General features: G+C 56.7%; 12 protein-coding genes, 1 tRNA gene and 1 other annotated feature. Of the genes, 3 read left to right on the forward strand and 10 right to left on the reverse strand.

The genetic code is table 11. From position 1 onward, the window contains the following. Nucleotides 1-442: 442 nt before the first annotated feature. A complete protein-coding gene (locus ADN00_RS13265) occupies nucleotides 443-3,016 on the reverse strand; it encodes an adenosylcobalamin-dependent ribonucleoside-diphosphate reductase (RefSeq protein WP_082390129.1) in 2,574 nt (857 codons plus the stop codon). A gap of 11 nt (nucleotides 3,017-3,027) precedes the next feature. Then, nucleotides 3,028-3,477 carry a transcriptional regulator NrdR gene (gene nrdR / locus ADN00_RS13270; protein ID WP_075063479.1) on the reverse strand — a complete coding sequence of 150 codons (450 nt, stop codon included), beginning with the start codon at nucleotides 3,475-3,477 and terminating at the stop codon, nucleotides 3,028-3,030. A 309-nt stretch (nucleotides 3,478-3,786) separates the two neighbouring features. Between nrdR and ADN00_RS13275 the strand changes: the two genes are divergently transcribed. Together ADN00_RS13275 and ADN00_RS13280 are read left to right on the forward strand one after the other, a co-directional pair. Beyond that, nucleotides 3,787-4,713, forward strand: coding sequence for a peptidylprolyl isomerase (locus ADN00_RS13275; protein WP_075063480.1), 927 nt, complete (start codon nucleotides 3,787-3,789; stop codon nucleotides 4,711-4,713). 37 nt (nucleotides 4,714-4,750) lie between these two features. Beyond that, nucleotides 4,751-5,491, forward strand: a complete 741-nt coding sequence (locus tag ADN00_RS13280; RefSeq protein WP_075063481.1) for a hypothetical protein — start codon at nucleotides 4,751-4,753, stop codon at nucleotides 5,489-5,491. Nucleotides 5,492-5,568: 77 nt separating this feature from the next. On the opposite strand, the gene ADN00_RS13285 is transcribed toward ADN00_RS13280, so the two are convergent. The 8 genes from ADN00_RS13285 to ADN00_RS13320 form a co-directional block, all read right to left on the reverse strand. Beyond that, nucleotides 5,569-6,801 (reverse strand): DUF711 family protein, encoded by a 1,233-nt coding sequence (locus tag ADN00_RS13285; RefSeq protein WP_075063482.1) that lies wholly within the window; start codon nucleotides 6,799-6,801, stop codon nucleotides 5,569-5,571. After that, nucleotides 6,798-7,586 carry a TrmH family RNA methyltransferase gene (locus tag ADN00_RS13290; RefSeq protein WP_075063483.1) on the reverse strand — a complete coding sequence of 263 codons (789 nt, stop codon included), beginning with the start codon at nucleotides 7,584-7,586 and terminating at the stop codon, nucleotides 6,798-6,800. The genes ADN00_RS13285 and ADN00_RS13290 overlap by 4 nt, the downstream gene beginning before the upstream one ends. Before the next feature lies 1 nt (nucleotide 7,587). Beyond that, nucleotides 7,588-8,157, reverse strand: coding sequence for a macro domain-containing protein (locus tag ADN00_RS13295; protein WP_075063484.1), 570 nt, complete (start codon nucleotides 8,155-8,157; stop codon nucleotides 7,588-7,590). Nucleotides 8,158-8,254: 97 nt separating this feature from the next. Further along, nucleotides 8,255-8,605 carry a 50S ribosomal protein L20 gene (gene rplT, locus ADN00_RS13300; RefSeq protein ID WP_075063485.1) on the reverse strand — a complete coding sequence of 117 codons (351 nt, stop codon included), beginning with the start codon at nucleotides 8,603-8,605 and terminating at the stop codon, nucleotides 8,255-8,257. Between the two features lie 93 nt (nucleotides 8,606-8,698). Continuing rightward, nucleotides 8,699-8,935: a large ribosomal subunit protein bL35 gene (locus ADN00_RS13305; RefSeq protein WP_082390130.1), complete on the reverse strand. Its 237-nt coding sequence runs from the start codon at nucleotides 8,933-8,935 to the stop codon at nucleotides 8,699-8,701. A gap of 106 nt (nucleotides 8,936-9,041) precedes the next feature. Next, nucleotides 9,042-9,659 carry a translation initiation factor IF-3 gene (gene infC / locus ADN00_RS13310; RefSeq protein WP_236691516.1) on the reverse strand — a complete coding sequence of 206 codons (618 nt, stop codon included), beginning with the start codon at nucleotides 9,657-9,659 and terminating at the stop codon, nucleotides 9,042-9,044. 152 nt (nucleotides 9,660-9,811) lie between these two features. Next, a complete protein-coding gene (gene thrS / locus ADN00_RS13315) occupies nucleotides 9,812-11,599 on the reverse strand; it encodes a threonine--tRNA ligase (RefSeq protein WP_075063486.1) in 1,788 nt (595 codons plus the stop codon). 49 nt (nucleotides 11,600-11,648) lie between these two features. After that, nucleotides 11,649-11,878, reverse strand: a binding site (T-box leader). A 143-nt stretch (nucleotides 11,879-12,021) separates the two neighbouring features. Next, nucleotides 12,022-12,095: transfer RNA gene (locus ADN00_RS13320), tRNA-Val, on the reverse strand. A gap of 190 nt (nucleotides 12,096-12,285) precedes the next feature. On the opposite strand from ADN00_RS13320, the gene ADN00_RS13325 reads away from it, so the two are divergent. Then, a complete protein-coding gene (locus ADN00_RS13325) occupies nucleotides 12,286-12,849 on the forward strand; it encodes a ferritin-like domain-containing protein (protein WP_075063487.1) in 564 nt (187 codons plus the stop codon). The last annotated feature ends 144 nt before the right edge of the window (nucleotides 12,850-12,993 follow it).

The following is a 12,993-nucleotide window of genomic DNA, read 5'->3' on the forward strand; positions in this document are numbered from 1 at the left end:
TTGCATGGCTTCAGAATTATCGTCGTATCCTGGTTCGGTTTGATCGCTTGGTTGAGAACTATATCGGCTTTGTCCATTTGGGCTGCTTGGTGATCTTACTCAAACACTATTTTTGAGATGACTTCTATTCATTTATGACGGAAATGGGAAATTGATTGAGAAATATCCGTTTAAGTGAGATAGGATTGTTGTACACATATTTCTGATTTCTGATTAAATTGTTTTCCGACCTGTATTCGAAGACAAAACCGTTGGTTTCGGCTTGCTGATAAAAATTGAAATGCCAATAGAATTAATTGATTAAAACAAACGAGAGCTATATCAGGAAGTGTCTAGATCCAGAGAGTCATGGGCAATCCAGCAAACAAAATGAATTTAATAGAATTGAGCGGGTTGAGTTTCCTCACCCGCTCGATTGATTCTTGTCGTTATTTATTTTTTCTTAACACTCGCTGTGCCCGCAGGCATAGCATTTTCTACAGCCCTCTTCGTTCACCAGGGCGGCCTGGCCGCATTCGGGGCACAGGTCGCCGATTTTGAGCATGGGCATCTCGGTGATGGGGGTTTCTTCGTCGCTGTGGCGGTTGCCGTTCTTCTGCTCGGGGGCGGGGGCCTGCGGGCTGCTGAGGCGCTCGTCGCGGGCGGCCAGATAGTCTTTCAGCACCTGGGCCAGGCCGTCGGGCAGGGAGAGCACGCGGTTGGGGCCGAAGCCGAGGGGACGCCCGCCGCCGATGCCGGTGAGCTGGATCATCACGTCGCGCAGGCGTTTGGACGGCTCGATGGGCGAGGACAGGCGCAGGATGTAGGAGATAAGGCGGCCGATGGCTTCGGAGACGGCGGCGGTGTCGGAGCCGGCCTTGGCGGTGTTGATGAAGACCTCAAAGGGCTGGCTGCCGCCGTTCTCGTTGATGGTGATGAAGGCTTTGCCCAGCGGGGTCTGGCTGGTGTAGGTGAAGCCGGCCAGCGAGCGCGGGCGCGGTTTCTTGGAGGCGGACCATAACTGAAGCTGGTCAGCGGGTTTTTCGACGACCGGTTCGGCTTTCTTCTGGGCGGTGGAGTGGGTCTCCAGCACGACCTGCTCGCGCGAGCCGGTAACGTAGACGGTGATGCCCTTGCAGCCCAGCTCCCAGGCCAGCATGTAAGCGGTGGCCACTTCTTCCACGGTGGCGCCGGCGGGGAAGTTGATGGTTTTGGAGAGGCTGTTATCCACAAAGGCCTGCATGGCGGCCTGCATGCGCACGTGTTCTTCGGCAGTGATGTCGGCTGAGACGACGAAGGTGTTGCGAATCGCTTCGGGCAGTTTCTCGACGTGCTGGCAGGTGCCTTCCTGCATCACCTGGTTGAAGATCTCCTGGCGGGTCTCGGCGTCGATGCCGGCGTTGACCAGGGCTTTCTCGAAGGCCGGGCTGGCGTAGGTGAGCTGCAGGTCGCGGCCGTTGTCGTTGACGTGACGGATGTAGGCCAGAGCGAAGACCGGCTCGCAGCCGTAGCCTTCACAGCCTGCCACGGTGGCGATGGTGCCGGTGGGGGCGATGGTGGCTTGGGCGGCGTTGCGGATGCCGTGCCGCAGAATGCCCTGGGTAACCGCGTCCCAATCGATCTCCGGGCGCCCCCAATCGTTCTGGTAGGGCTGCAGGGGCTGGGGCGGCTGCCAGGTGAGGTTGGCCGGGTCATAGATGGAGCCCTGAATGGCGGGGAAAGCTCCACGGGCTTCGGCCAGGCGGATGCTTTCGAGCATGGAATGGTAGCGGATAAATTCGATCACCTGGGCGGCAAATTCCTGGCCTTCGGGCGACCCATAGCGGATGCCGCTGGCGTACATCAAGTCGGCCAGGCCCATAATGCCCAACCCGATGCGGCGTGCGCGCAGGGCGGCTTCACGGAGCTGCGGCACGGCTGGCACATAGGCATTGGCGTCAACCACATCATCCAGGAAGCGTGTGGCAGTGATGGTGCTTTCGCGAATTTTCTCCCAATCGGGTGATCCGTCTTCCAGGATATGCTGATTGAGGTTAATCGAACCCAGGCAGCAGTTTTCATAGGGGCCCAGCCACTGCTCGCCGCAGGGGTTGGTGGCTTCGAGGGTGTAGAGGTGCGGCACCGGGTTCTGGCGGTTGGCGGCGTCGAGGAAGAGCATGCCTGGCTCGCCGTTGTGGTGCGACTGCTGGACGATTTTTTGGAACAGCTCGCGGGCCGAGACGCGGCTGTAGGTGCGCAGGGGCAGGCCAACTTTTTCGGCTTCTTCGAGGGTGCCGTGGAAATTGCGGTAGGCGGGGTGCAGCACGTCGGGGAAGCGCAGCTCCCACTCTTCGTCATTCTGCACAGCACGCATGAAGGCGTCGGTGATGCCCACCGAGATATTAAAGTTGGAGATCGCGCCTTCTACGGTTTTACAGGTTACGAACTCTTCCACATCCGGATGGTCCACACGCAGCACGGCCATATTGGCGCCGCGGCGCGAGCCGCCCTGGGCCACTTCTCCGAAGGCGTGATCGTAAACGCGCAAAAAACCGACCGGGCCGGTGGCTTTGCCAGCCGAAGATTTCACCATCGCGCCGGAAGGGCGCAGGCGCGAGAAGGAAAAACCGTTGCCGCCGCCGGTCTGTTGGATAAGGGCAGCGTCGCGCAGAGTCTGGAAAATGCCGGTGGATTCGCGGCCCATGTCGTCGGCGATGGGCAGCACAAAACAGGCGGCGAGCTGCCCCAGGGGGGTGCCGGCGCCAGTGAAGGTGGGTGAATTGGGGAAGAAGCAGCGCGAAGCCATAAGGCGGTAAAAAGAGCGGGCCTGCTCGATCACGTCTTGCTGGTAGGATTCTTCCACCTTGGCGATATGGTAAGCAACGCGCCAGAACATCTCGTCGATGGTTTCGATCGGTTTGCCTTCATCACCGCGGCGCAGGTAGCGGCGGGTGAGGATGGCGGCCGAGTTTTCGGTCAGCTCGATGGAAGGCAAATCCGCGGGCAGGGGGGGCGTCGCGTAAATATGTTGGTCTTTGGTTTGTATTTTATCGGCCATTGGGCAACTCCTTAACCTTCTAATAAGCGATCAATTTCTTTGCGAATGGCTTGCAAATCGTCTAACTGTAAGTACACAATCGCGTAGCGGATGTAGGCAATCTGGTCCAGTTCTTTGAGGCCGTTGATAACCATATCTCCCACCACGCGGGAGGAAACTTCGGCGCGGCCCATGCGCTGCAACGCGGATTCAATCTCGCCAACCAGGCGCTCGATCTGTGAAGCCGGTACCGGGCGCTTGGCGCATGAGATGCGAATGCCGTGGGCGAGTTTTTCGCGATTAAATTCTTCGCGCGTGCCGTCCTGCTTGACAATCAACGGGGTGGCGAGGATGGGACGCTCATACGAGCTGAAACGCTGGCCGCAGCTTTCACACTCGCGCCGTCGGCGGATCCCTCCGCGATTGTCATGGGTGGTATCAATGACACGCGATTTGTCGTTCTGGCAATATGGACACCGCATATTCCCCTGACCTCCTTTCTGACAGTGTCTTGCCCTAGATGTGGTGATGCGAGAAAGGTATTTCAGAAAATAACACCCCCAGATGTGGGGGTAATGAACAGCACCGACCTTATATGTGGTGATGAAACTTATTTTAGCATATCCGTTCGACCAATGCAAGGAAAAAAAGGACTTTCTAATCTTAAAACTTTACTGGGGAACAAAGGACTGAAAAACCGCAATTTAATGAGGAAAACGGCCATTTCTTAAAAAAACACGGCGAATTGGAAGCGTTTGGCAGATTGGAAGGGGCAGAGTATAATCGTAACAATGTTGACCAAAACCATTTCCATCTCCAAAACCGTATTGTTTGCAATTTTGTTAGCTGGCGCGCTGCTGGCTGGTTGTACAATGAATCCAGCGGGCACGACACCGGCGGGTGAAAACCCAACCGACCCGGTTTCCGAAGCTACCAACACGCCGTTTCAACCCTCACCAACGCCCCGGCCGTTGGCCGCGCGGGTGAACGGGCGCGACATTTCGCTAGCGGCTTACCAGGTCTCGCTGAATATGCTCACCGCCGCGGACGCGGAGCAGGGTATTACACGCGCGGAGGAAGAGCAGCGCGAGCTGGTGCTGGGAGATCTGGTTGACCGTGCGCTGTTGGCCGCCGCGGCTGAAGCGAGCGGTTACACACTGGATGAGGCGGCGGTAAGCGAGCGGGTTTCTCAACTGGAGACGGAAATGGGCGGCGTAGACGCGCTGGCCGCCTGGCAGGCGCAGTATGGATTGGACAGAGAGAGTTTTGTGGAAGTGCTGCGTGAGTCGGAGCTGGCGGCCTGGCAGCGCGATCAGATTATCTCTTCTGTGCCAGAGCGGATGGAACAGGTGCACGCGCGGCAGATCCGCGTGCGGGAAGAAGAAACCATTCAGGATATTCTGGGCAACCTGAACAGCGGTGCAGAGTTTGGAAAAGTAGCCAGGCAGTATGACCCGACCACGGGCGGTGATTTGGGCTGGTTCCCGCGAGGGTACCTGCTACAGCCCGAAGTGGAAGAAGCGGCCTTCGCGCTGCAGGCTGGTGAAGTGAGCGGCATTATTCACAGCCAGGTGGGGTATCACCTGGTGCAGGTGATTGAGCGCGAGGCAGAGCGCGAGCTGACCCTGGAAGCCAGGGCGGTTTTGCAGCAGAAGGCGCTTTCCGCCTGGCTGGACGCGCAGCGGGCAAGCGCTCAGGTTGAGGTTCTTTTACCCTGAGATAAAACCATCGGGTTTCTGATTGGAGAACGCATCCATGATCGACTATGGAAACGATGAAGTGAAACCAAATCGTGGGGGATGGTTTTTGAACTTCCTGACGATTGTGCTGCTGTTGGGCATTATCGCGGCTATCGCGCTGACAGTGCTCATTTTCCAGAATCCCCAAGCCGTGTATAACCCTTTCCCTCCACCAACCTTGCCAGCCGCGATTGTGCTGCCGTCTGCCACGCCTACCGTGATCGCTTTGCCGCCAACCTGGACGCCGGTGGTTACTGAGACCCCCGCGCCAACCGCCACGGTGGCTACGCCGACCCGCGTGCCCGATGTGGCAACTCCTATTCCAAACGATTCAGATTTACTCTTTACCGCCACACCCACAGAAAAAGCCAGTTCGATCTACCCATTTGCCACCCAGAGCGCGCCGGCGGCGATTGACGCCACGGTGCTCTTCCCAGAGCGGGTTTGCAACTGGATGGGTGTGGGGGGGCAGGTGGTGGATATGGAGGCGCGCCCGCTGACGGGGGTGGGGGTGCAGTTGGGCGGCAGCATCGGCGGGAAGACGGTCAGTCTTACCAGCCTGACAGGCACCGCGCTGCAGTACGGCACGGCGGGCTACGAGTTCACCATTAGCGATGTACCCACGGCCACGCAGGGCAGTTTCTGGATCCGCCTGGTGGACCAGGCAAACCTGCCGTTGAGCGGACGAATCTATTTTGATACCTACGCGGAATGCGAGAAGAACCTGACGATTATCAACCTCAAACAAGTGCGCTGAATCAGCTTTATCCAAAAACGAAACAGCACTCCACGAACGGAGGGCTGTTTTTTGTTTGGGTGAAAACGCCGAGAACCTCAGCCCTGGCGTGTGGGGAAAGACCAGCGCGGGTGGATGGGCAGGCTCTCCTGGCTGGAGGCGAGCAGACCACCAAGCGGGGCGGCGGGCAGGTCCATCACGGTTCCGTTGGCGAAGAAGGCGAAATCAAAATTGGTGGGGTCGCCGGCCTGCTTGCCGGGAACCGGCATGAGGCGCGCGGTGAGCGGTTTGGCCAGGCGCAGTGAGAGGGCCGCTACGTCCAGCAACACGGCGCTGAGCTGGGCGGGTGTGGCATCGCCGGGCAGGGGAACGGTATCCAGGCCGGTGCCGCACACAGCGGAGTAGAGCAGCAGGTCTTTAAGGGTAAGCTGTCGGCCAGAGCGTCGGGCGAGGAGCGAATCTTCGAGGACAGGCAGCATGAGGCCGTTAAAGCCGGCGTAAGTCCAGTCACCCTGATCGAGCGCCTCGGCCAGCAGGGCGGCAGAGGCCAGAGAGCCGTGCAGCCCCAGCGTGGCTCCGAGTCCTTCGATACCCGCGCCAAGCGAGCAGGTATCGGTGGGGAAGGGCGCGGGAGAAAAATCGAGGCCTTTGAAGGCGATGGAATGGCTGGCTGAGAGCTGCTCTGCGGCGGCGGTTAACCGGGCGCCAACAGTGGACATTTTTTGCACCAGGCTCTGGCGCGCTTCGGCAATGCTGGCGGCCTGACCAAATGCTTCCACCACCAGGTCGGCGGCTTCGAGCGCCAGAGCGAAAGCCGGCTGGTTGCCCAGATGATAAGATGCCGGGAAGAAGGGGGTGTGGGCCGGCACGCAAGCCAGGGCGGTGAAGCGCAAGTTGGCAAAGCCATCGGGGCTGATGGGCGCGGCGCGGGCGATCAGGTCGCCGCAGGCACGCACGGCAGGCAGAGAAAGGCCCGTTTGCGGGCTGGCGATCTGCGCGGAGAAGAATACCTGGCTGGTGGCAGCCAAAGCGGCGGGGATCCACTCGGAAAAACGAGGCGTGTCGGGGTAGGCACAGCCCAGCGAGATGTATTCAAAACCGGCTTGCACGGCGCGGTCTTCATACGACTTCGCTGCGGCAACAAACGCGCTTTCTGAAAGTCCGCTGAGGTACGTGGGAAACGGCGTGGTCGCCAGGCGGGTGGTTTGCACCTCAAAGCCCAGCCCTTCAAAGGCGGCTTTTGCCTGGCGGGAAAAAGCGGAGAGGTCTTGAAATGTGGTCGGCGCGGATTGATTGGGGTCTAAAAAGCAGGTGATGGATCTGATTTTCAATGATGGCTCCTTTGGCGGACGACTTCAAAACAAAGAATGCTGCCGGCGACAGCGGCGTTGAGCGATTCGCTCTGGCCGGGCATGGGAATGTGAATGAGACCATCGGCGGCCTGGCGGGCTTCGGGGCTGGCGCCTTCGGCTTCACTGCCAACGATGAGGACCACGGGCTGGTCGAGGCGCGCCTGCCAGCATGAGTCGCCGCCCTGGGCTTCGGCAATCAAAAATCGAAGCGATGGGCGGGCATCGGCTTTGAACCGGGTTACAATCTGCGGCCAGGAAAGCTCGAGGATGGGCAGACGGAAGTGAGCGCCCATGGCCGAGCGCAGCACTTTGGGCGCGAATGGATCGGTGGTGCCGGGGGGGACGATGAGCGCCTGGACGGCGGCGGCCGCCGCCGTGCGAATAAGCGTGCCCAGGTTGCCGGGGTCGCGCACCTGATCAGCGATAAGAATAAAATCGGGCTGGGACGGGAGCGGCAGATCTCTGCGTGCGAAGATGGCGTAAATGCCCTGCGGCGTTTCCGTATCCGAAAGAGAGGCCAGCACTTCAGGGGATGCTTCTTCCACTTCCACGCCCGAAGAGCGGTACGCCTCCACGATCTGCAGGCCGCGCGCCGAAAGCTGCGCGCTAAAAAGTACCATCTGCGGCTGCCAGGCGGCCGCGAGGGCTTCTTCAGCCAGGCGCACGCCCTCCACAATGAAAGCGCCCGTTTTTTGGCGGTCTTTGCTGCGCGCGGTCAGGGCCCGTGCCAGTTTGATTTTGGCGTTTTGGGATGAGGTGATCATATCAACGGTTTGCCGTCCAGCGGTCAAACTCACCTAGAAACGCGTCCAGAGTGGCCTGATCGTAGAGAACAATGCGAACCAGCTTGATTGAGCTTTCTGGCTCGGCGGTGAAATAGCTTTGAATGGTGTTGAAGAATATGGGCGCGGCCAGTTGCTTGGGAAACCCGTAAATACCGGTAGAGATGGCGGGGAAGGCCAGCGATGCAAAACCATTTTGACTGGCAAGCGCCAGGACGGCGTGAATTGTCTCGGCGAGACGGGGTTCCTCACTTCCTTCTCCCCAAATGGGGCCTACCGCATGGATCACATACCGGGCGGGCATGGCGCCAGCGGAGGTTAGGGCGGGGGCAGTGTGGGTAACCGGGCCGTGCTGCTGCACCCATTCGCGGCTTTCTTTATCCAATGGCAGGCCGGCGCGGCGGGCGATAGCCGCAGCCACACCACCACCGTGGATAAGATGAGCGTTGGCGGCATTCACTACGGCGTCGACGGCTTCGAGGGTGATGTCTCCCTGGCAAATCTCCAAAGAGGCTTGTGGAGATAAATTGGTTGACCGAATACACTGGCTCATAGGTTCCTCCACTCGTAATTTTAACACCAACTCTGGAGAAAATTAAAAAAAAAGCGGGATGACCGCAGTCATCCCGTTGGAGATTTCACTCATTCGATCAGGCTGATCGAGCTTTTTCAACGACAGCCGTAAATGCTTTGGGATCGCGAACGGCCAGATCGGCAAGCATTTTGCGGTTGAGGAGGATTTCGGCTTTTTTCAGCCCATGGATCAGACGGCTGTAACTCAGGCCGTTGATGCGCGCGCCTGCGTTGATGCGGGTAATCCACAATTTGCGCAGATCGCGTTTGCGAACCCGACGGTCACGGTATGCGTACCACAGACTTTTCAGCATGGCCTCATTGGCACGGCGGATGAGCTTGCTCTTGGTGCCGTACTGGCCTTTGGTCAATTTCAATATCTTTTGATGACGTCTTCGTCCGTAAGGACCGCTCTTTACACGAGCCATGATCAGAAACTCCTTTGCGAACCCCCAGGCGTCGGTGAAGGGTCACCTGTTGCGAACACCTGACAGCCGCACTAAACGTGGATACGAACAGACTTACTCGCGTTCCTTCATATAGGGGGCGAGGCGCTTGACGCGCTTGACGATACCGGTGCCTTCCACAGGGATCATCTCAGACAGTAAGGCTTTGGTGCGCACAGAGGTGCGTCGGCGGAGATGGCTCTTGCCGCCTTTGGTACGCATCAATTTGCCCGACCCGGTTAAGCGGAACCGTTTGGAGGTTGCTTTATGGGTCTTCAGTTTAATTTTTCCAGCTTTTGCTTTCCGTGGCACAGTGAAACTCCTATTACAAACAGGTTTTAAGAACCCACGTGCGTGGGGTTTCTATTATACCTTGAATCTGACTGAAAGGAGAGAATCCCGGAAAAATCAGGGATGATTAAGCCTCTTCTTTGGTTTCCTCTTTGGTAGAAGCGCCCTTCTTTTTACCTTCTTTATTCGGGCTGAGCAGCATGGTCATCACGCGGCCTTCCATATTCGGCCTCTGCTCAACCACAGCGATATCAGCCAGCTCATCAGCGATTTCTTGGAGATCTTCCAGAGCCAGTTCTGGGTAAGTGATTTCTCGCCCGCGGAATCGAACGGTTACCTTGACCTTCATTCCATCTTCGAGCCAACGGCGGGCATCTCTGGTTTTGAAAGACCGGTGATGTTCGTTGGTTTTAGGGCGCAGGCGGATCTCTTTGATTTCTACTTTGACCTGCTGTTTCCGGGCTTCTCGCTCTCGCTTGGTGCGCTCATAAAGAAATTTGCCAAAATCCATCACCCTGCATACGGGGGGATCGGAATTGGGAGCCACTTCGACAAGGTCGAGTTCAGCCTCCCGGGCGATTTTCAGTGCTTCGCGCGTGTCAACAACGCCCAAATTGTCGCCGTCGGCGCCAATCAACCGCACTTTTGGTACCCGGATCGTCTCATTTACCCGATATTCTGATGCGCTTATGTTATTCTCCTTATGTCCAGTCACAAAACAATTATCCAATAACAGCCCGCGCAACCGCGGGCTCAGGATACCTTAATATATCACAGGTACCGGCTGTTCGTCAACCAAAACTCTCCGAATTGAACCTGGCAAAGTGATTTCCACCCGGCAAGAGTCAACAATGAACCAGGCTGGCAAATCGCCAGCCTGGTTCGGTTGGTAACGGATCAGGCGTGAGATGCCACGTCTTTTTGATAGAGGGCGATGAAATCTTCCACCGCCATTGGCCCGGGGTTTTCACCCGAGCGCAGGCGTAGTGCGACCTGGCCGGCTTCCATTTCTTTATCGCCAATAATGAGCATGTAGGGCACTTTTTCTTTTTGGGCATTGCGGATTTTAGCGTTCATGCGGTCAGAGCTGTCGTCAACTTTGACGCGCATGCCCAGCGCTTTGAATTTTTTGTGCAGCTCCCAGGCGTAGTCGTTGTGGCGGTCGGCAATGGGCACAAGCACGGTTTGAACAGGCGCGAGCCAGACCGGGAAGGCGCCGGCGTAATGCTCAATCAGCACGCCAAAGAAGCGCTCGAGGCTGCCCAATAAGGCACGGTGCACCATGTAGGGGCGGTGGGGCTGGCCGTCTTCGCCGATGTAGGTGAGGTCAAAGCGTTCGGGCAGGTTGAAGTCGAACTGGATGGTGCTGAGCTGCCATTCGCGGCCGATGGCGTCTTTGATTTTGAGGTCAATCTTGGGGCCGTAGAACGCGCCGCCGCCCTCATCCACATCGTAAGGCAGCTTGGCGCGCTCAAGCGAAGCGCGCAGGGCCTCTTGCGCGTCGAGCCACATTTGCAGCTCTCCCACGCTTTTTTCTGGTTTGGTGGAGAGGTAGGCTTTGAACTCGGTGAAGCCAAAGGAGCGCAGGATATGCAGACAGAAATTGAGCACAAAGTCAATTTCGTCGGGCATCTGGTCGGGGCGGCAGAAATGGTGAGCGTCGTCCTGGGTGAAGCCGCGCACGCGCAGCAGGCCGTGCAGCACGCCCGAGCGCTCGTAGCGGTAAACGGTGCCCATCTCGGCGTAGCGCATGGGCAAATCGCGGTAAGAGCGCAGCTGGTTTTTGTAGATGTGCAGGTGGAAGGGGCAGTTCATCGGTTTGATGTAATAGTCCTGGCCTTCCACTTCGATGGCGGAATACATATTCTCTTTATAGAATCCCAGGTGCCCGCTGGTTTCCCACAATGCGGAACGTCCAATATGGGGCGTGTAGACAAACTCGTAACCATTCCGGTCGTGTTCGTCTTGCCAGAAGCGCTCGGTGATGCGGCGGATGGTGGCGCCTTTGGGGTGCCAGAGGATCAATCCCTGGCCGACTTCTTCATTGCTGCTGAAGAGATCCAGTTCTTTGCCAAGCTTGCGGTGATCGCGCTTGCGGGCTTCTTCCAGGCGGTTGAGATAATCCTGCAGGTCTTGTTTGTTATACCAGGCGGTGCCGTAGATACGCTGGAGCATGGGGCGTTTTTCGTCTCCGCGCCAGTAGGCGCCGGCTACACTCATCAGCTTGATGGCTTCGGGGTTGATTTGTTTGGTGTTTTCTACGTGCGGGCCGCGGCACAAATCGGTAAAGGCGTCGTGGGTGTAGGTGGAGAGTTCCACCGGGCCTTCGACCTGATTACCGTCTTCGTCGGTGCCGCCGCTGACCAGGCCGTCTATCAATTCGATCTTGAATGGCTGGTCGTTGAAAATCTGGCGGCCTTCTTCGACGGTGATAGCTTTGCGCACAAAGGGGTGATTGCCTTTGATGATTTTCTTCATGCGTGCTTCAATTTTCTCAAGGTCTTCCGGTGTGAGCGGGCGGGGAAGATCAAAGTCATAGTAAAAGCCTTCGTCAATGGCTGGGCCGATGGCAAATTTCGCCGAGGGAAACTCCTCTAAAACGGCTTGCGCCATGACATGGGCAGTGGAATGCCGAATGCGGTACAGCAGCGATTCTTCGTACTTTTCTTTTTCATTTTCGGCCATAACTACCTCCATATCGATTGCATTTGTTTAATAAAAAAACTCTCACCCGTACTGGGGCGAGAGATGTTCACGCGGTTCCACCCAGATTAACCCTTGCTCAAGGTTATCTCTGCAGGCGGTTAACGGGGCCTACCGGATTCTTTACTGAGAGAAGGCTCTGTTCCAGAATCAGCTCGCAGGGGGTTTTTGTGGGTATCCATCTGATGGGAAATTTCAGCCGGTGATTCCCATTCTCTGGCAGGGGAATAATCCACTACTCGTCCTGGTCAACGCCAATATGTATTTGATTGGTCTGATTATAACCGGGTTAACCGGAAATTTCAACCAGAGCGCTGAAGGATGCGCAACTTTGCTGTTGTTTCCTATCTCGATGGTACCAATGACCTTAAACAAAAAAACTCAACCAATGTGAGCTTTTTGTGTGGGCGGTATAGGACTCGAACCTACGACCTTTGCGATGTCAACGCAACGCTCTAACCAGCTGAGCTAACCGCCCATGTGTTCGGTATTATAACCGCGATTAAAAAAATGCGCAATAGAATCGCGAGAAAAATGGGGGAACTAAAATTCAAACAACCTTCATAACTTATTCATTGGGGTTTCAAAGCCGGAGGTTAAGATCATTTTATCAGCAAATCAAAAAGACGCATTTGCGTTCAAGACTGAAACAAACAGGAGAATGATCAATGAAAAACAAACGTACTTTATTGGGAATGGCAGTTGCCGGTGTTCTGGCTGGATCTTTTTTACTGTCCTCTGTAATGACGGTTAACGCCGACAGCGGAATCCCCGCAGATAGCTTGCGCGGTGGGCGAGGTGGCCAGGGCGGGCGCGGTTCGCAAGGTGGGAGCGCGCTGACCCCATTATCGGATGTTGAGAAACAGGGTCTGCAGGATGGCATTTTGGAAGAATGGGGCGCGATGCAGACGTATCTATCGATCAGCGCGCAATTGGGTGATGAAAGCGTGTTTGATGAAATCGCGGCGTCTGAACAGCGCCATTTGGACACGCTGATCCGGCAGGCTGAGAAGTATGGGGTGGAGCTGCCCGCTATGAATGAAATCTCCCCGGTGGAATTTGGCAGCCTTGAAGAAGCTTGCGCGATTGGCGCGGCGGCAGAGATCGCTGACGCGGAGTTGTACGATGTTTTAATGGCCCAGACGGAGCGGAGCGATTTGCTGCGGGTGTATACCAACCTGCAGCGCGCCTCGCTGGAGCAGCACCTGCCCGCATTTGAAAGTTGTGATTAATCGGAGTTAATACAAGTGGGGCTGTCTCTAAAGAATTTGGAAACAGCCCCAAAAATTAGCTGCAAATCGAATAAAAACGAAAAAACAAAAAATTGGTAGCCTACCTGGCTGCCAATTTTCGCATATTATGGGCAATACTGATCA

This window comes from Ornatilinea apprima, assembly GCF_001306115.1.
GTDB lineage: Bacteria > Chloroflexota > Anaerolineae > Anaerolineales > Anaerolineaceae > Ornatilinea > Ornatilinea apprima.

Coding starts and splice junctions, on each gene's coding strand:
- ADN00_RS13265 (WP_082390129.1), bottom strand. CDS start 3,016: ATGGCCGATAAAATACAAACCAAAGACCAACATATTTACGCGACGCCC.
- nrdR (WP_075063479.1), bottom strand. CDS start 3,477: ATGCGGTGTCCATATTGCCAGAACGACAAATCGCGTGTCATTGATACC.
- ADN00_RS13275 (WP_075063480.1), top strand. CDS start 3,787: ATGTTGACCAAAACCATTTCCATCTCCAAAACCGTATTGTTTGCAATT.
- ADN00_RS13280 (WP_075063481.1), top strand. CDS start 4,751: ATGATCGACTATGGAAACGATGAAGTGAAACCAAATCGTGGGGGATGG.
- ADN00_RS13290 (WP_075063483.1), bottom strand. CDS start 7,586: ATGATCACCTCATCCCAAAACGCCAAAATCAAACTGGCACGGGCCCTG.
- ADN00_RS13295 (WP_075063484.1), bottom strand. CDS start 8,157: ATGAGCCAGTGTATTCGGTCAACCAATTTATCTCCACAAGCCTCTTTG.
- rplT (WP_075063485.1), bottom strand. CDS start 8,605: ATGGCTCGTGTAAAGAGCGGTCCTTACGGACGAAGACGTCATCAAAAG.
- thrS (WP_075063486.1), bottom strand. CDS start 11,599: ATGGCCGAAAATGAAAAAGAAAAGTACGAAGAATCGCTGCTGTACCGC.
- ADN00_RS13325 (WP_075063487.1), top strand. CDS start 12,286: ATGAAAAACAAACGTACTTTATTGGGAATGGCAGTTGCCGGTGTTCTG.